At 64.0% G+C, this 17,309-nt stretch carries 21 protein-coding genes; 10 read left to right on the forward strand and 11 right to left on the reverse strand.

Annotation, left to right across the window (positions count from 1 at the left end; genetic code table 11):
• Positions 1-114: 114 nt before the first annotated feature.
• The 10 genes from AC0GNO_RS02760 to AC0GNO_RS02805 all read left to right on the forward strand — a co-directional run bounded on the left by AC0GNO_RS02760 (position 115) and on the right by AC0GNO_RS02805 (position 7,832).
• The gene (locus tag AC0GNO_RS02760) at positions 115-633 is read left to right on the forward strand and encodes a hypothetical protein (RefSeq protein ID WP_472902856.1); all 519 of its coding nucleotides are present in this window, start codon (positions 115-117) and stop codon (positions 631-633) included.
• Positions 634-943: 310 nt separating this feature from the next.
• The gene (locus AC0GNO_RS02765) at positions 944-1,324 is read left to right on the forward strand and encodes a hypothetical protein (RefSeq protein WP_472902857.1); all 381 of its coding nucleotides are present in this window, start codon (positions 944-946) and stop codon (positions 1,322-1,324) included.
• A gap of 34 nt (positions 1,325-1,358) precedes the next feature.
• Complete coding sequence (locus AC0GNO_RS02770) at positions 1,359-2,048, forward strand: hypothetical protein (RefSeq protein WP_472902858.1); 690 nt, start codon at positions 1,359-1,361, stop codon at positions 2,046-2,048.
• A gap of 196 nt (positions 2,049-2,244) precedes the next feature.
• Entirely contained in the window at positions 2,245-3,708 is a 1,464-nt protein-coding gene (locus AC0GNO_RS02775; RefSeq protein WP_472902859.1) for a TrbL/VirB6 family protein, read from the forward strand.
• A gap of 124 nt (positions 3,709-3,832) precedes the next feature.
• Complete coding sequence (locus tag AC0GNO_RS02780) at positions 3,833-4,201, forward strand: TcpQ domain-containing protein (protein WP_472902860.1); 369 nt, start codon at positions 3,833-3,835, stop codon at positions 4,199-4,201.
• 57 nt (positions 4,202-4,258) lie between these two features.
• The gene (locus AC0GNO_RS02785; protein ID WP_472902861.1) at positions 4,259-4,858 is read left to right on the forward strand and encodes a VirB8 family type IV secretion system protein; all 600 of its coding nucleotides are present in this window, start codon (positions 4,259-4,261) and stop codon (positions 4,856-4,858) included.
• A 14-nt stretch (positions 4,859-4,872) separates the two neighbouring features.
• Entirely contained in the window at positions 4,873-5,451 is a 579-nt protein-coding gene (locus tag AC0GNO_RS02790) for a hypothetical protein (RefSeq protein WP_472902862.1), read from the forward strand.
• On the forward strand, positions 5,336-5,932 hold the full coding sequence (locus AC0GNO_RS02795; RefSeq protein WP_472902863.1) for a hypothetical protein: 597 nt from the start codon (positions 5,336-5,338) through the stop codon (positions 5,930-5,932). The genes AC0GNO_RS02790 and AC0GNO_RS02795 overlap by 116 nt, the downstream gene beginning before the upstream one ends.
• 59 nt (positions 5,933-5,991) lie before the next feature.
• Entirely contained in the window at positions 5,992-7,335 is a 1,344-nt protein-coding gene (glmM, locus tag AC0GNO_RS02800) for a phosphoglucosamine mutase (RefSeq protein ID WP_472902864.1), read from the forward strand.
• Positions 7,332-7,832 carry a GNAT family N-acetyltransferase gene (locus tag AC0GNO_RS02805; RefSeq protein ID WP_472902865.1) on the forward strand — a complete coding sequence of 167 codons (501 nt, stop codon included), beginning with the start codon at positions 7,332-7,334 and terminating at the stop codon, positions 7,830-7,832. The genes glmM and AC0GNO_RS02805 overlap by 4 nt, the downstream gene beginning before the upstream one ends.
• A 101-nt stretch (positions 7,833-7,933) precedes the next feature.
• Here AC0GNO_RS02805 and AC0GNO_RS02810 read toward each other — a convergent pair whose 3' ends face one another.
• The 11 genes from AC0GNO_RS02810 to AC0GNO_RS02860 all read right to left on the reverse strand — a co-directional run bounded on the left by AC0GNO_RS02810 (position 7,934) and on the right by AC0GNO_RS02860 (position 17,148).
• A complete protein-coding gene (locus AC0GNO_RS02810; RefSeq protein ID WP_472902866.1) occupies positions 7,934-9,136 on the reverse strand; it encodes an exo-beta-N-acetylmuramidase NamZ family protein in 1,203 nt (400 codons plus the stop codon).
• A gap of 8 nt (positions 9,137-9,144) precedes the next feature.
• On the reverse strand, positions 9,145-9,768 hold the full coding sequence (locus AC0GNO_RS02815) for a DOMON-like domain-containing protein (protein ID WP_472902867.1): 624 nt from the start codon (positions 9,766-9,768) through the stop codon (positions 9,145-9,147).
• 54 nt (positions 9,769-9,822) lie between these two features.
• The gene (locus AC0GNO_RS02820) at positions 9,823-10,239 is read right to left on the reverse strand and encodes a hypothetical protein (RefSeq protein WP_472889320.1); all 417 of its coding nucleotides are present in this window, start codon (positions 10,237-10,239) and stop codon (positions 9,823-9,825) included.
• A 135-nt stretch (positions 10,240-10,374) separates the two neighbouring features.
• Complete coding sequence (arsB, locus tag AC0GNO_RS02825) at positions 10,375-11,403, reverse strand: ACR3 family arsenite efflux transporter (RefSeq protein ID WP_472889319.1); 1,029 nt, start codon at positions 11,401-11,403, stop codon at positions 10,375-10,377.
• Between the two features lie 17 nt (positions 11,404-11,420).
• On the reverse strand, positions 11,421-11,924 hold the full coding sequence (locus AC0GNO_RS02830; RefSeq protein WP_472902868.1) for an arsenate reductase ArsC: 504 nt from the start codon (positions 11,922-11,924) through the stop codon (positions 11,421-11,423).
• Between the two features lie 5 nt (positions 11,925-11,929).
• A complete protein-coding gene (locus AC0GNO_RS02835) occupies positions 11,930-12,445 on the reverse strand; it encodes an arsenate reductase ArsC (protein ID WP_472902869.1) in 516 nt (171 codons plus the stop codon).
• Positions 12,446-12,477: 32 nt separating this feature from the next.
• Positions 12,478-13,746 carry an organoarsenical effux MFS transporter ArsJ gene (gene arsJ, locus AC0GNO_RS02840; RefSeq protein ID WP_472902870.1) on the reverse strand — a complete coding sequence of 423 codons (1,269 nt, stop codon included), beginning with the start codon at positions 13,744-13,746 and terminating at the stop codon, positions 12,478-12,480.
• 57 nt (positions 13,747-13,803) lie between these two features.
• Positions 13,804-14,847 carry an ArsJ-associated glyceraldehyde-3-phosphate dehydrogenase gene (locus AC0GNO_RS02845; RefSeq protein ID WP_472902871.1) on the reverse strand — a complete coding sequence of 348 codons (1,044 nt, stop codon included), beginning with the start codon at positions 14,845-14,847 and terminating at the stop codon, positions 13,804-13,806.
• A gap of 136 nt (positions 14,848-14,983) precedes the next feature.
• Positions 14,984-15,475 (reverse strand): ArsI/CadI family heavy metal resistance metalloenzyme, encoded by a 492-nt coding sequence (locus AC0GNO_RS02850; protein ID WP_472902872.1) that lies wholly within the window; start codon positions 15,473-15,475, stop codon positions 14,984-14,986.
• A gap of 12 nt (positions 15,476-15,487) precedes the next feature.
• Positions 15,488-16,798: a hypothetical protein gene (locus AC0GNO_RS02855; RefSeq protein WP_472902873.1), complete on the reverse strand. Its 1,311-nt coding sequence runs from the start codon at positions 16,796-16,798 to the stop codon at positions 15,488-15,490.
• On the reverse strand, positions 16,795-17,148 hold the full coding sequence (locus tag AC0GNO_RS02860; protein ID WP_472902874.1) for an ArsR/SmtB family transcription factor: 354 nt from the start codon (positions 17,146-17,148) through the stop codon (positions 16,795-16,797). Before AC0GNO_RS02860 ends, AC0GNO_RS02855 begins: the two co-directional genes overlap by 4 nt.
• Positions 17,149-17,309: the final 161 nt, after the last annotated feature.

The following is a 17,309-nucleotide window of genomic DNA, read 5'->3' on the forward strand; positions in this document are numbered from 1 at the left end:
CGTCGGCGACGTATTGGGGTTCAGACGTATTTCCAGATCGCCAAAAAATAGATTTCAGAAGCTACCCAGGGAGGGTCTATGCGTTTCTCTTGTTCTGTCCGTCAATGGGCACCTTTGTTCGCCTGTTTGGTGCTGGTGTTGGCAAGTCCAGACGGCTTTACCGGCCTGCCGGACCCGTCCAGCACCCCCCAACCGGGGCAAATGCCCGAAGTCCCGGAGCCGCCAGAGCTGACGGAGCTGCCCGAAGGCGTTGAGCTCAAAATGCCCCAGCCCGGCCAAGCCGCCGTGCCGCAGGTTTCCTGTTTGCAAAAAGGCAACATGGACATCACCCGTCCATCGTTGCCCTTGCTGAGTTGCTGGGAAAGCGCTGCATCGGAGGGTGAAAGTGCTTCGGAGCTTCAAAACGCCTGCCTGGTTCAAATGACCCCCATGAAGGTCGATTCGGCCCTGGTGCCCAGGTGCCCACCCAAGGCGCTGGGTGTTTGCACAGATGCCCGAAGTGGCAAGGGAAGCTTGAGCAACCACTACCACTACACACCGCAACCGTTGTCTGAATGGCGCAAGTCCAAGAAGAACTGTGAAAGAGCCGGCGGCGAATGGCATGGCTTGGGCAATCCGACTTCCTGGTTCTGAGGCGCCAGGCGGCGCTGGGTGAGCGGCTGCGGAACAAGCATCACCGAGTGTGTGCGTCGGCTGCACCGCCAGACCGCAGCGCACGCCAATCGGCTTAGTGCTCTGTACCTAATATTCTATGGAATGAGCTTACAAACTGAGAACAATCCATTGTCAGATCTGACAGTTGATAAGTCTTTTGGATTCAAATATTGACTATGCTTGTCCGGTTTCCAGGCGAGGTAAGCACAGACGAAGCACATACCGTGCTCCGTGCTTGGCCATTCATCAATGTTGCGCTCCGCGCGAACCCTAAGGCAGGAAAAAAACCATGACACACATTTCCCAAGATTCCTTCATTTTGTTGAACCGCCGACGGGTGCTGGAGCGGTTGGCGTTGGGCGGCACGGCTGCTTTGGCGTTGACGGCTTGTGGCGGGGGGGGCGGTGGTGACGATTCTGAAGGCATTGACCTTCGGGCGGCGTACGACAGGGTGGTTGAGGGGATGAGTGTTGCTCAAGTTACCCGCGTTATTGGACGTGAACCCAGTGAAATCAGCACTGTCTCAACTGGTGTTGGTGGGTTGTTTTGGAGCGATGGAAATGGTCAGCAACTACATGTCGGAATCGGGGATGTGACTCAAACGACAACCTATGTGCGTTGGGACAGATTAACTTCCCCAGTCGCAACCCTACGAAAAGACTTCACTTGAAGTTTGGTTGATCTGCCTTTGGAGGATGGTAGTAATGAAAAAATTGATGGTGCTTTTTGTTTTTTTGGCTCCAGGATTCTCAATGGCTCAATGGGCCGTATACGACGAAGCTGTATACAAAGAGTTGTATAAAGTAAATGAAGTCTTGAAACTGGAGAATGGCCATGACAAAATTAATGGTGATTTTAAAAGCACCATCTCCAGCTCGTCTTCCGGCCAAGACATCACTCTTGGCAACGGTTCCAACCAGGCCATCTTAAAAGGCTTGGACACCAAATTTGAAACCATCACGGTAGACAATTCAGACAAGTACATTGGCACCGAGCAGGATTGCGGCTCCAACGATCCAAAATTTCTCAAGCACTACAACGCCTGTGCGGGCTTGAGAAATTTGCGTTTGCAAACGCTCAAACAAAGCCAGGACATGCTCAAGGTGCTGAACAAGCGGCGTGAGCAGATCGTCAGCTTGGTGAATGCGTCGCGTGGTGTCAAAGACAAATCAGGCCAGATGCAGCGCTACCACTTCGAGCTCCAGGCACAACAATCGCTGTTGCAGACCGACGCGATGCAATTGCAGGTTTTGATGGACGGCTACAAGCAGCGTGAAAAGACCTACGAAATGCAGATGGTCGAGGCCAAACGGGAGCGCGACACAGGTCGGTTCGATGCGGGCAAAGGAGTGCTGCGCAAGCCCTCGGTGCCTTTTGTCATGCCTCCTTCTTGATGTTGTCCGAGCAAACGACCGTGACAGTGACATTGTTATTTTCTGGAGGTTTCTGATGCCTGCTTGTTCCGCTGCGGGGGTGTTGGCTGCCGGAGCCACGTTTGGGCTGGGCGGCATCACAGGGGCAGGGGCTGGGGCGGATTTGTTGACGGTGCTCAATGATGCGTTTTTCTATTGCTCCGTGCGTGAATACATCATGGACGACATCATCCAGGGTCCGTACAGGGAGCTGGTCGCACAAAAGCTCGCGATGGCGCTGGGGGTGATGTCAACCGTGATCATGACCATCTGGGTCTCTTATCAGGGGTTTCAGATCATCACGGGTGCGAATCGAAACCCCATCGTGCCCTTGTTCATACAGACGGGCAAGATGGTCTTGATCTTGTCGCTGGTGGGCCTTGTCGCCGCCAATTCGCCGGTGATTGTGGATTGGGTGGGTGATTTCAAAAACCTGATCTCACAAGCCGTGGCCAACGGTACCGACATCACGACGCTCGTGGACCTGAATCTGGGCATCACCTCGCTGCTCAATTCGATCACCGAGTCGATGAAGGTCGTTGACAACGGGAAGGATCCGAATGCCATCACAACGACCGTCGGCTTGATCGGGCAAAGCGGTCCGGCGATGCTGGTGGCGGTGTTGTTGATGTTGACCGAACTGTCGGTCACTTTGGCCATCATGTTGGCGCCGCTGTTCATCTTCTTCCTGCTGTTTCAGCAAACCACGGCACTGTTTTGGTCTTGGGCCAAATTCATTCTTGGTGCCTTGTTCTCGATGGCAACGTTGACCCTGATTGGTGCGTTGGTGTTGAAAGCAACCGCCATTTACGGGGGGGCGGTGGTCATTGCTTATTACGGCGGCATCTTGAGCGGAACCGGCTTGTTCGATATTTCAGGCAGCTCGTTGCGATTGGCGGCTCTGGGAACATTGATGTCGGCCATCATCATGGCAATTCCCCACACCATCATGCAATTTTTCGGCGCAGGCGCCGGCTTTGCCGCCGGGGCGTTCGGGTTTGCAGGCGCTGGCGCTGTGGCGGGCAGTTTGGGTGCCGCCAAGGGGCTGGGTGCTGGAACCGGCGTTGCCGCATTGGCACAAACCCAGCCGCAAAACAGCGGGGCCGGCGGACAAGCAGGTATTGCTGGGGGACAGCCCAATCAAGCGCCGGGTCTGATCGGTGGTTCCCAGTCGCTGATCCAATCGGGATACAGCGGCTCCAGCAATGGGGGCGTTTACAGCGCACAAACGGCCATTGCGCGCCTCAACTCGGAGGCGGGCTCCCCTGGCGATGGGTCCACGGGGTCTCAGAATTTGTCTGGATCGAGAGGGTTGTTGGCCAATGACAGTGGGTCCACTGGCTTTCGGTCTGCTCGCCAAAACCAGTATGCGATGGAGCAGTCGGGCGAGCTGCGTCGCAACGAGTCGATGGGCAACCCGCCAACAGGAAGCCCTGCGGGCCGCCATGCGCAAGACATGACCTTGGACGAAAAGCGGGGTGTGTACACAGCGCCTGGCAACGATGCTGCACTTGCAGGCAGTGCGGGCCGTGGTGGCGATCTTCGTGTATCCGAATCAGACACAGGCGTCCACGGCGCAGACAAGGTGCCCGTGGCCAGAAACGAAGCGCAGCCCGCGCGTCCGCCGCTGCCCTACGGGTAATACGGCATTTCAGGAATCCCTTGATGTCGGGAAAAGGCGTTTTTAAATCCGTGAATACAACATGACCAAGACGAAAACAATGAAAACCAGGGATCGAATGGCTTGCGCGGCGGCAGGCGTGCTCGTGCTGGGCCTCCTCCAGGCGTGTGCGGTGCCCAAGGCCATCGACATCGCCGACAACTGGAAGCCCGTCAACACGCTCGATTCGGAGCCGCAGGAAATCCCGCTCAAAGAAGAGGCGGAGCTCATCAAATTCCAGATGCTGCCGACCGACGCGACGTTGCGCAACATGCTGGAGCGCTGGGCCAAGGAGCACGGCGGTGCGCTGGACTGGCAGTACCCGAGCGACCTGACGCTGGTGAGTGGCCTGGCCTCCATCAAGGACAACAACCTGCAGCGTGCGCTCAACACGGTGCGTCGCAGCTACGCGGCCCAGAAGCTGCGTATCCAGGTATCGGCCAACAAGTCGCTGCTGGTGACCCGGATGCCCTGAGCGGGCCGTCGGAGTCAGGTAAGGCGGGTATGGATCAACAAGGTTTTCAGGGCTGATATGGCATTGTTCAAGCGGGAGCTCTCAGAGGCTTCGCAGGTGATTCTCAAGAAGTCGATGGACTTCGAGTCGAACGTGATTTCCATGGTCAAGCGCAGCGAGCGCCGGGCATGGATCGTGGCGATGGGTTCGATGGCGTTGACGGTCCTCATGGCGGGTGGCATTGCCTACATGCTGCCGCTCAAGGAGAAGGTGCCGTATCTGGTGACGGTGGACTTGAAGCGCAGCACGAGCACGATTTCGCCGCTGCGCGACAACGTGGCCGCGACGGGCATTTACGCGAGCGAGGCGCTGAACCGCAGCCATGTGGCGCGGTTTGTACAAGCCCGCGAGGGGTACGACTACGACACCATCAATGAGCACGACTGGGAGTATGTGGCAGCGATGTCGAACGATCAGGTCAAAGGCCTGTTTGTAAAGCAGTTCGACGGGACGAACAACAGCCCCGAGAAGCGCTGGGGTCGCAACACGGCGATCCGGGTCAAGGTCAACAGCATTGTGTTCAACGGCCTGGACGAAGAGCGTGGTGCGCGGCCGACGGGTGCGACGGTGCGCTTCGAGAAGTGGAAGTTTGACAAGACCACTGGCAAGAGCGACTAGGAGAGGACAAACGCATGAAAACGACGCCAACACACCACTGGCTGAAGGCGCTCTTGATGGGCATGCTCACATGGAATCTGCTCGGGTGTGGAACACCCAGCCAAGCGGTTGCGAGTGGCGCAGAGGCCGCGACAGGGGACGTGCTGCGGGCGCCGTTGAAAATCCCCATGCCGCTGGACCAGGTGTCCGACGGCGAGGTCAAGAACAGTTATGGCTTTGCGCCCAAGGAGCATGGCGCTTCGAGCGGTCCGGGAAAGGGCTATGACACGGATACCGAGGCGTATCAAAGTCCCCACTACTCCCGTACGATGGAGATCACTGCCGAGCAGTACGCCAAGCTCAAGCAGTTCGGTGATGCTGCCATTGAGGAGGACTGGCGCTACTTTCGTGGCGAGTACAACGGCGCGACCAACAGCTGCGTCGATTTCACGTGGGGTGCACTGAAGCATGCGGGCTTCAACATCCATCGCCCTGATGGTGACCACACACGATGGCACTGTGGTTTCGCCCGAGCACAACGGCGCTATCGAGAACCACTTCGAAGGTCGGCTCCAGCCGGCGCGCAACAAGCTGGACATCCAGCAACTGGTTGATCCGGTCCCGGTTAGCCCGCTGAATGCCGAGAAATCGAATCCACCGCCAGATCGCTCGTTTCTGCAGCACCTCATCAGCGACAACGAAACCGGTTCCCCGGCTCAACGCGAGGCGGCCCGGCAGTTCAAGGCGCAGTTGGGGGCGCGACTGGGACAGCTGGGCATGAACGACGCTCAGGTCAACACTTTGGCCGCCGCAGCGGCCAAAGAACACACACGACACGCGGGTCAAGGGGATGTTCAGTCCTATTACCTGAGCAAGGACGGCAACACCATTGCCATGCGGCAGGCCTACCCGCCCCTGCGGGAGTTTGATGTCAACGTGGCCTTGGGTCGCAGTGAGCAGAGTCACTGGAGCGAAGCGGCGGCGCTGGACCGTGGTCAGTCCGGCGATGCGGTGGTTTCCCGCGAAGACCCAGGTGCCCGGTACCACGCGGCGCTGTCGCAGCCGATGGAAGCGCCTGTGCTGTCGCGCGGCTGATTTCATGGGCGATGCAGCTCATACAGGGCCGTCCCGTGCGGCCCCCTAAAATCGAACCCATGACCCGTAAATACTTTGGCACCGACGGCATCCGCGGCACCGTCGGCCAGGCCCCGATCACGCCCGATTTTGTTCTCAAGCTGGCCCACGCCGTGGGCCGCGTGCTCAAGCGCGACGAGGCGCACCCCACGGTGCTGATCGGCAAGGACACGCGCATCTCGGGCTACATGCTGGAAAGCGCGCTGGAGTCCGGCTTCAACTCCGCCGGGGTGGACGTGGTCTTGCTCGGTCCTGTGCCGACACCGGCCGTGGCCTACCTGACCCGCGCACAGCGCGCGAGCCTGGGTGTGGTGATCTCGGCGAGCCACAACCCGTTCGATGACAACGGCATCAAATTCTTCAGCGCGCAGGGCAACAAGCTCCCGGACGACTGGGAGCACGCCGTCGAGGCCGAGCTGGACAAGGACCCGGTCTGGGCCGACTCGCGCAACCTGGGCAAGGCGCGACGCATGGACGACGCGGCGGGCCGCTACATCGAGTTCTGCAAGAGCACCTTCTCCAACGACCTCACGCTCAAGGGCCTGAAGATTGTGGTTGATGCCGCCCACGGCGCGGCCTACCAGATCGCGCCCGCGGTGTTCCACGAGTTGGGCGCCGAGGTGGTGCGCATCGGCTGCGCCCCTGACGGGCTGAACATCAACCACGAAGTGGGTGCGACCCATCCGCAGGCACTGGTCGATGCCGTGCGGGTGAGCGGAGCCCACTATGGCGTGGCCCTCGACGGCGATGCGGACCGGCTGCAACTGGTGGACGCCAGCGGGCGCCTGTACAACGGCGACGAGCTGCTGTACCTGATCGCGGCCGACCGCATCGCGCGCGACGTGGACGTGCCCGGCGTGGTGGGCACGCTGATGACCAACATGGCGGTCGAGGTGGCGTTCCGTAAACGCGGGGTCAGGTTCGTGCGCGCCAAGGTGGGCGACCGGTACGTGCTCGAAGAGCTGGAGCGCCACGGCTGGATCCTCGGCGGTGAAGGCTCGGGGCACTTGCTGGTGCTGGACAAACACACCACCGGCGACGGCCTGGTGTCGGCGCTGCAGGTGTTGCAGGCCTGCGCCGGCAGCGGCAAGACCATGGCGCAGCTGCTGGCCGATGTGACCCTGTTTCCGCAGACCTTGATCAATGTGCGACTGCAGCCCGGGCAGGACTGGAAAACCAACACCCTGCTGGCCGATGAGACGAAAGCGGTCGAGGCCGAGCTGGGGGACACGGGGCGTGTGCTGATCCGCGCCAGCGGCACCGAGCCGCTGCTTCGCGTGATGGTCGAGGCGCGCGATCCCCAGCAGGTGCAAGCCTGCGCCGAGCGGCTGGTGAACGCGGTGAAATCGCAGGTGCCGGCATGAACGCGCCCGGTGTATCCAGCATCAGCGTGCTGCGCGCCGACTACGCCCATCCTGTGCATGCGGCTGCGCTGGTAACCCTGCTCGATGCCTACGCCAGCGATCCAGCGGGCGGCGGTGATGGCCTGAGCGACTTTGCCAAAGCCCACCTGGTCGGCGAACTCGCGGCGCGGCCGCAGGCCTACAGCGTGCTGGCATTCGACGGTGATGCACCGGTGGGCCTGGTCAACTGCATCGAGGGGTTTTCGACGTTCGCATGCAAGCCGCTGGTCAATGTGCACGACGTGACGGTGCTGACCAGCCACCGCGGGCGCGGCATTGCCGAGCAGATGCTGGCGACGGCCGAGATCATCGCCCGCGAACGCGGGGCGGTGAAGATGACGTTGGAGGTGCTGTCGGGCAATGCGCCCGCGGTCAAGCTCTACCAGCGCATCGGCTACGCCGGTTACCAGCTGGACCCGGCCATGGGCACGGCGCAGTTCATGCAGAAGTGGCTGTGAACTGCCCCCCCGCCGCGCTTCGCGCGACCCCCTCAAGGGGGCGATGCGAGCGGCCCGGCACAGCCGGTTCCGCCGCATTCTGGTAGGCAGTTCCTCGTCGCTCAGTAGAGCAGGTGGGGTGTCCGGGTCTCTATCCAGCCCGCTTCGTCCGGTTTGGTGATCGCATCAAGGTCTTCGGGCTTTGACTTCGGATCGTCCACCCATTCGCGCAACGCCGGCCCGCCGTTGATCAGGTCGATGGCCAGGCGATCGTGTTCGTACTCGTAGGCGAAGTCGCGCCACAGCGGGTAGTCGGGCGCCTGCAGCCGCAGGGCTTTGAAGGCCAGTGCCTGCAGTCGCCAGGGCTGGAAGGTGGCGTGGTCGTAATGCGTCGGGTCTTCCACGTGGATCTGCACGCCGGCGCAGAGCTGGCCGGCGTGTTTGTGGAAGGTGGGCTCGAAGAAACACTCGCGCAGCACACAGCCTTTGAGCCACTGCGGTGCGGTGCGGCGCATGTCGGCGATCAGACGCCGCGCGTCGATACCGGGTGCACCGAACAGCTCCAGCGGGCGCGTGGTGCCGCGGCCTTCGCTGAGCGTCGTGCCTTCGAGCATCACGGTGCCGGCGTAGGCACGCGCCATCCAGAGGTTGGCGGCGTTGGGGCTGGGGTTGACCCAGGTGCGTTCGGTGGGCCAGCCGAAACCGGGCGCTGCGTCGGGCGCCCAGCCGGCCATGGTGATCACGCGGTATTCGACGGTCAGGCCCAGCGTGGCAATGAACCAGTGGCCGAGCTCGCCCATGGTCATGCCGTGGCGCATGGGCATGGGGCCGGCGCCGACGAAGCTTTCCCAGCCGGGGCGCAATGTCAGGCCTTCCACCGGGCGGCCCGCGGGGTTGGGGCGGTCGAGCACCCAGATGGCCTTGCCGTGTTGCGCGGCGGCTTCGAGCACGTAACGCAGCGTGGTGATGAAGGTGTAGATGCGGCAACCCAGGTCCTGCAGATCGACCAGCAGCACATCGAACGTGTCCATCATGGCGTCGGTCGGGCGGCGCACTTCGCCGTAAAGGCTGAACACCGGGATGCCGAGACGCGGGTCGAGGTAGTCGGGCGACTCGACCATGTTGTCCTGCTTGTCGCCGCGCAGGCCGTGCTGCGGGCCGAAGGCGGCCGTGAGTTTCACGTCGGGCAGGGCGGCGAGCGCGTCGAGCGAATGGGTGAGGCCGCGGGTGACCGAGGCGGGGTGGGCCAGCAGGGCGATCCGTCGGCCGGCCAGCGGGGCACGCAGGGCGGGGTCTTCCAGAAAACGTTCAATGCCGAATTTCATGCGGGGTGTCAGGCGGGGTTGAGAGGGGCTGTGGGAAACGGTGGCAGGTCGAGCACATGCGCGAAACCGGCGCGGTGGTGAAAGTCGGGGCGTGCGGCGGGGTGGCGCAGGGCCCAGTAGCTGAGCTGGCCGTCGCGGGTCTCCAGGACGGCGCTCAGACCCAGGACCAGGGGCGTGCTGGCCGCGGCTGGCGGCCGCGGCAGCCAGATCTGCAGATCGAGGGACTGCGGTTGTTCCACGAACACCAGCTCGGGCGCGAAGGGCGCTGCGGCCGCTTCGGCGGGCAGATCACGCACCCGTTCGGCGCTGAAGCGGTAGGCCGCCCAATGCCCCGACGGCGAAAAATTGAACTCCTGGTAGGCAGGCTCGCCAGTGCGTGCGACGAAGGCCTCAAAGCAGGTGTGCTGCCACAGGCCATCGGCCGGTCCGGGCGTGTCGGGGGGCGGGATGAGCAGACCCGCGGTGTCGCCCGTGATGCGGTAGTGCAGCAGCCAGCCGGCGCCCGTCTCGGAGCCCGCCGCTGCCAGCGACACGCTCAGCTGCAGGTCGAGCGGGCAGGGCGTGGCGGGGTGGCAGGTCAGCGCCAGCGGCCTCGCGGGCAGTGGCTGGATCGGGGTGGGGGAGGAAGTCACAGCGCCGTATTCTGGCAGGCCGGAGCCGCACCGGCCGTGGTCAGCGCGTCGCGCTCACGGCTGGTAGCAGCGGCCCGACGGGTCGTTGTCGATGCGGATCAGCTGGTTGTTGCCACCGCCCCAGACGGTGCCGCCGGTGAAGGTCAGGCAGCCTTCGCCTTTGTAGTGGGTGATGATGCGGCGGGCATCGCTGCCGAGGTAAAACGGGATCCAGCGCTTGCCGGTGTCGTGGGAGTACATCGCGTCGGCCTCGCCGATGCGCTTTCGGACCGACTGGGCCTCCATGCCGATCCGGAGCTGGGCAAACCGGCTGCCGGGTGCGGCGGTGCCCGTGACCTCGCCTTCAGACTGGCCGTCGATGGACTTCACCTCGCGCACTGGCGGCTCGGTGGGTTCGAGGGAAATGCTGGAGCAACCCCAGAGGGACAGTGACAGCAAGCTGGTCACCAGCAGGGTGCGCGGTGCGTGCATGGGGTTCTCCTGGTTGGACGGTGATCGCAGCGACCGAAGCAGACGGTCATCACCGAAAGGGGCCGCCGGGGCAGGCGGCCACCGGCAGGTCGTTCAAATTGTAGTGAGGATGCTGGTGCAGCGCGATGCTGCTGCTCAGATCGCCTGGGGCTCGAACCAGTGCCGCGTGCGGTTGATCAGCGCCACCAGCGACAGCATCACCGGCACCTCCACCAGCACGCCGACCACCGTGGCCAGCGCGGCGCCCGAGTGCAGGCCGAAGAGCGAGATCGCGACCGCTACCGCCAGCTCGAAGAAGTTCGAGGTGCCGATCAGGCAGGCCGGTGCAGCGATGTTGTGCGGCAATTTGAGCCAGCGCGCGCCCACGTAACCGATGGCAAAGATGCCGTAGGTCTGTATCAGCAGGGGGATGGCGATCAGCCCGATCACCAGCGGCTGGGCCACGATGGTCTCGGCCTGGAAGCCGAACAGCAGCACCACGGTGGCAATCAGGCCCACCACGGACCAGGGCTTGAGCAGTTTCACGAACGCGCTCACGGCCGCCTCGCCACCGCGCGAGCGCAGCCATTGCCGCGTGAGCACGCCGGCCACCAGCGGCAGCACGACATAGAGCACGGTGGACAGCAGCAGCGTCTGCCAGGGTACGGCCAGATCGGTCACGCCGAGCAGGAAAGCGGCAATCGGCGCAAAGGCGAAGACCATGATGAGGTCGTTCACCGACACCTGCACCAGCGTGTAGTTGGGGTCGCCTTTGGTGAGCTGGCTCCAGACGAAGACCATGGCGGTGCAGGGCGCCACACCCAGCAGGATCATGCCGGCGATGTATTCGTTGGCGGACTGCGGGTCCACGAAGGGCGCGAACAGGTACTTGAAGAACAGCACGCCCAGAGCGGCCATGGTGAAGGGCTTGATGAGCCAGTTGATCACCACCGTGAGGATCAGGCCCTGAGGCTTTTTGCCGACGTCGCGCACGGCCGCGAAGTCGATCTGGATCATCATCGGGTAGATCATGATCCAGATCAGCACGGCGACGATCAGGTTGACGTGCGCGAATTCAATCGCCGCGATCGCGGCGAAGCTGGCGGGCGTCAGCAGGCCCAGGCCGACACCCGCGAGGATGCCCAGGCCGACCCAGACGGTGAGGTAGCGTTCGAAGAGTCCCATGCGGTGATTGTGAGGGCTCAGGCCTGGGCCAGGCGCCGGGCTTCGGTCTCCAGCATCAGGCGGTCAAGCTGGGGCAAGGGCAGGTTCATGAGCAGTTCCAGCCGCTGGTGCAGCGCGTGCAAGACCTGCTTGAAGGCATACAGCTGTTCGTCGTGGCTGCAGGTCAGTAGCGTCGGGTCTTCATAGCTCCAGTGCGCGGTGGCGGGGTGGCCTGGCCAGACCGGGCAGACTTCCGCTGCCGCGTCGTCACACAGCGTGATGATCAGGTCCATGTGGGGCGCTTCGGGCAGCGCGAACTGATCCCAGCTTTTGCTGCGCAGACCATCGGTGCGGATGCCGGCCGCTTGCAACACTTCCAATGTCAGCGGGTGCGCAGTACCGTCCGGGCTGGGTTGGCAACCGGCCGAGTGGGCGCGAAAGGTGGGCCCATCCATGTGGTTGAGCACCGCTTCGGCCATCAGGCTGCGGGCGGTGTTGTGGTTGCAGAGAAAGAGAACGTGAACAGGATGCTGGAGGCTCATGGGTTTCAGGCGTGGGCGGTGTCCGTTGCGCGGCCGATGTCAGCCACTTCTTTCTGCAGGGCCAGACGGCTGAGCTTTTCGATGGGCAGGCACATGAAGAGCGAGATGCGGCGCGAGAGCACGCTGAAGGCGTCGCTGAACGCACGCTGGCGCTGATCTTCGGTGCCGGTGACGGCGGCCGGATCCGCCACGCCCCAGTGGGCCGATATCGGCTGGCCCGGCCAGACCGGGCAGACCTCTGCGGCGGCTTTGTCGCAGACCGTGAACACGAAATCCATCACCGGCGCACCCGGTGCGGCGAACTCGTCCCAGTTCTTGCTGCGCAGGCTGTCGGTCTTGTAGTGGTTGCGCTGCAGCAGATCGATGGTCATGGGGTTGACGCTGCCCACGGCCTGGCTGCCCGCGCTGTGGCCGCGGAATCGGCCCGCCGACTGCGCGTTGAGAATGGCTTCGGCCATGATGCTGCGGGCCGAATTGCCGGTGCAGAGGAACAGCACGTTGTAGACCTTGGGGGTGTTCATGGGGGTGTCCTTCGATGGAGGGAATGCAGGAACTAGGGCGTGGGTGAGGGAGATCCGTGGAGCGCCAGGCGTGTGGGCAAACCCAGCGTCAGCAGCCAGCACACCAGCAGCATCAGCGCCGAGCCCACCAGGGCGTAGAGCAGGCCGCCCCACTGGTAGAGCAGGCCCGACATCAGCGTGCCGAAGAAGCGGCCCAGGGCGTTGGCGGCGTAATAGAAGCCCACGTCCTCGGCCGCTTTCTCGCTGCCGGCGTAGGCCAGGATCAGGTAGGAGTGCACCGAAGAGTTGACGGCGAAGGCGAAGCCGAACAGGCCCAGGCCGCCGACCACCCACCACTGCAAATTCGGCGCTTCCAGCAGCACGGCCGCAGCGATGCCCACCGGGATCAGCGCCAGCGCCAGCGACCACCAGCGTGCTGCCGGCACCTCGGCGCTCAGGCCGTCGGCACTGCGCCTGACGATGTTGGGCGCGAGTGCCTGCACCAGGCCGTAGCCGATGGTCCAGAGCGCAAGGAAGCCGCCGACCATGGTGAAGGTCCAGCCCTGCGAATACAGGAACACCGGCACACCGACCACGAACCACACGTCGCGCGCGCCGAACAGCGCCACGCGCGCCGCGGCCAGTGCGTTGATGCCGGCGTTCTTGGCGAACAGCTCCTTGGCCGATTTAGAAGCCTTGCTCTTGCCCATCAGTGGCGGCACGAAGCCCACCACGCCCGCCAGCACCAGCACCAGCAAGCCCGCCATGGCCCAGAGCGCGTGCTGGAAGCCCAGCGCATCGAGCAGCAGGCCGCCGAGGAAAAAGCCGAAGCCCTTCATGGCGTTCTTGCTGCCGGTGAACCAGGCGACCCACTTGAACAACTGGCCCGAGCCCTGGTTCTTCGCCTGGTCGGCGGTGATCTTGATGGCCGACTTGCTGGCGGTCTTGGTCAGGTCCTTCGCCACGCCGCAGATGCCTTGCGCCACCACCACCCAGGCCACCGACATGACCGCCGTCCAGGCCGGGTTCAGCAGCGAGAGCAGGGTGAAGCCGGTGATCTGCGTGACCAGGCCCACGGTCAGCATGCGCTGGATGCCGTAGCGCGTGGCCAGCCAGCCGCCGATCAGGTTGGCCAGCACGCCCGCCGCTTCGTAGAGCAGGAACAGGAAGGCCAGCGTGAACGGCGAATAACCCAGGCGGTAGAAATGCAGCAGCACCAGCATGCGCAACGCGCCGTCGGTGAGCGTGAAACCCCAGTAGGCGGCGGTGACGATGGCGTAGTTGCGGGTGGCGCTGCTGGCGCCCGAAGAGACGGTGGTCATGGTGAGGGCTTCGACAGGCTCAGCCCGAACGGTGTTGATGCTTGGGCCTGCATGGCTTCAGATGCCCTGGGCTTCGAGGTAACAAGCCAGGTCCACCATGCGGGTGGCGTAGCCCATCTCGTTGTCGTACCAGGCATAGACCTTGAGCAAGGTGCCGTCGGTCACCATGGTCGAGAGGCCGTCCACGATGGAGCTGCGCGTGTCGCGCGCGTAATCGGCGCTCACCAGCGGGCGGCTCTCGTAACCCAGGATGCCGGCCAGCGGGCCGTTGGCGGCGGCTTCGAACAGGGCGTTCACTTCGTCGGCCGTGGTCGCGCGGTTGAGCTCGAACACGCAGTCGGTCAGCGAGGCGTTGAGCGCGGGCACACGCACCGCGTGGCCGTTGAGCTTGCCCTTGAGTTCGGGGTAGATCAGCGCGATGGCGGTGGCGCTGCCTGTCGTCGTGGGCGCGAGGTTGACCATGGCGCTGCGGGCTCGGCGCAGGTCTTTGTGGGGCGCGTCCACCACCAGGTTGGTGTTGGTCGGGTTGTGCAGCGTGGTGATCTGGCCGTGCTTGATGCCAATGGCTTCGTGCACCACCTTGACCACCGGGGCCAGACAGTTGGTGGTGCAGCTGGCGGCGGTCACGATGCGGTCGCGCGCCGGGTTGTACAGATGTTCGTTGACGCCGACCACGATGTTCAGCACGTCGCCGACCTTCACCGGGGCCGCCACGATCACGCGCTTGGCGCCCCGTTCCAGGTGGCCCTGGATCGTTTCAGGTGTGAGGAACTTGCCGGTGCATTCGAGCACCAGATCCACGCCCAGGTCGCCCCAGGGAATGTCGGCGGCGGTGGCGTGTTCGCTGAACGACAGGCGCCTTTCGTTGATGCGGATGGCATCCCTGCCCTCGGCGGCGATGTCCGCGCGCCATTTGCCTTGCACCGTGTCAAAGGCCAGAAGGTGGGCGGTGGCGGCAGACCCGCCCTTGATTTCGTTCAGGTGCACGACGTCCAGACGGTTGCCGTTGCGCGGGTCGATGGCTTCGCGTTCGATCGCGCCGAAGGCGGCGCGCAGGGCCAGACGGCCCATGCGGCCCATGCCGTTGATACCAACTTTCATGTTGACAGGTCCAGTGAAGGGGAAAAATCGGGAATCGGATCGGGTGTGAACGCTTCAAAAAACGTTGAATTGTCCCGCGTCCATATGACGAATGTGTGACATCGGGTCGGATGTCACACAGCGGCCATTCAGGCCATCAGCGCCCGCAGCAGCCGGCGGCTGACGCCGGAGCCGCGGCCGGGCTGCAGCAGGCGCTGGCCGCGGCCGCTGCGGGTGCTGGCGCGCAGCAGGCCGCTGCCACCACGGCGCCCGCTTCGTTGAACACGGGGATGTTGCCCAGCGTGTGGAACTGCTCCCAGGCCACGCCTTGCGGGTCGGTGATCCAGTATTTGTCGCTGCGCGCGTAGCAGCAGGTGGTGTCGCCTTCGTCGAGCAGGGCCATGTCGGCCGCCTGCGCCTGGGCCTTGAGCGCACCGAGCTCGTCGGCCGACGAAACCTGGATGCCCAGGTGGTCCACGCCGGTGCTGGTGCCGCGGGTGGAGATGGCGAAGTTCACGGGTGGGTCTTCCAGCATCCATTTGGCGTAATCGCCTTCGGTGCGGGTGGGCGGCTGGTTGAACAGGGCGGAATAGAAGCCAATGTTCTTGTCCAGGTCGTTGACGTGCAGGTGGACGTGAAAACGTTTCATCGGAATCTCCAGTCAGGCTTGAAAGGGAAGGGTTTCGGGGAGCGTGGTGGCGGCCGGCAGGACCACCACCGGTGAGAAGCCGCCGCCTTCGGTTCGGAAGTTGGTGGTCTGGCCCGACCAGGTGCGGGCGGCCAGCAGCTGCACCTGGCCGCGGTAGGTGTAGGCGCGCAGGTCCAGCTTGAGCAGCGTGGTCTCGCCGTCAACAGACACCAGCCGTTCGCTGGGCGGTACGGTGGTCTGGGCGACGTAGTCCCCCGCCAGGATCTCGCCCCACACGCGCCGGGTGAGCTTGTCGCCGCGGTAAGCGGCGCGCGCGCCGAAGCCGGCGGCGGGTTTGAAGAACAGCGTGCGCCGCCGGCTCCAGAGGTCATCGGCGTTCTCGGCCGTGACGCGCTGTGTGGCGGGCACCACCTGGCGCAGCACGGAGCGATCGGGTTCACTCACGCCCCAGGCTTCGAGCAGTGCGGCATCGGACAGCGCGATCAGGTTGCGTTTGTCGGCGTACAACGCGTGGGTGCGGGGGTGCGGCGTGACCACGGCCGCGCCCGCGCGGTAGGCCTGCTGCAGCGCGTCGTGGCTGCTGTCCTGCAGGTAGAAGTCGGTCAGGCGGTTGTAGACCAGGTCCACCGGCATGCCGGCCGGCAGGGCCGGGTGCCAGAGCGCGCCATCGCGCCACTGCAGCTCGCGCGCATCGGCCACCACGGCGATCAGGCCCTTCGCGGCCAACAGCGCACGCACCATTTCGAACTCGGGCGCGAGGTACTGCTCGCCGGGTGCGTCGTCCACGATCAGCACGTTGCGCAGCGGTGCGTCGCCGCGCTGCGATTGCCACTCGGCGCGGAACATGGCAACGAACACGTCGTCGAGCCGTTGCAGCGTGTCCGCCGGGTCAAACAAGGGCTCGAAGCCTGTGCAGCAGGCACGGTGCGCCCGCGCCAGCGCAGCGTTGAGCAGGGCGCCGCCGGCGTTGCTGTTGATCTCGATCAGCTTGGGGCCGTCGGATGCCAGGTGGAAGTCGTAACCCATGAAGACGCCGGCCGGGCCCCAGTCCAGCGCCGCGATCGGGTTCGCGCGCGCCAGGGCCTGGGCGTGCCAGGCGGGCAGGGCGATCACACGTTCCAGCGTCTGCACGGCCATCGCGATCTGCTGCTGCACCCTGGGGTCGAGGAACACCGCGCTGGCCGAGAACAGGTGCGGGTGGCTCTCGGCCAGCCGCGCGCTGAGACCGCCGAGCGCCGGGCTGGTTTCCAGCTGCTCGCGCAATCGGTTGGGCTGCAAGGTCTGGCAGGCACAGCCGAGGTTGATCGCGTCGGCCAGGTTCATGGCGCCGTCCCGCAACCGGTGCACCCGGCATCCAGCGGGATTTCGCAGGGTTCACCGGCGCAGCAGTGTTCGGTGAGGTATCCGAGCAGGGCGTTCATGCGGTCGAAGCTGGCGCGGTAGATCAGGTGGCGGCCCTGCGGCTCGGCACTCACCAGATCGGCGTGAGCCAGTTCCTTGAGGTGGAACGAGAGCGCGCTGGGCGACACCCCCAGCTGCTCGGCCAGGACGCCGGGCGTGAGGCCGTCGGGGCCGGCCACGACCAGCGCACGGAAGGCGCGCAGGCGCTGCACCTGGGCGAGCGCGGCCAGCGCGCTCAGGGCCTGGGATTCCAAGGGTGATGTGATTTCCATATTTCAATATTACTTGAAACGTGGAACCGACGCCTGTTTTTTCCATGCCCACACGGGTCAGGGGTTGTCATCAAAACTTCATGCCACTGCCACGAACGGGACATGCGTGATGCCAAGAATGCAGGTTCATGACCACGAGCACACCGACCACAGCGCCTGCG

The sequence above is a fragment of the Hydrogenophaga sp. L310 genome, assembly GCF_055703065.1.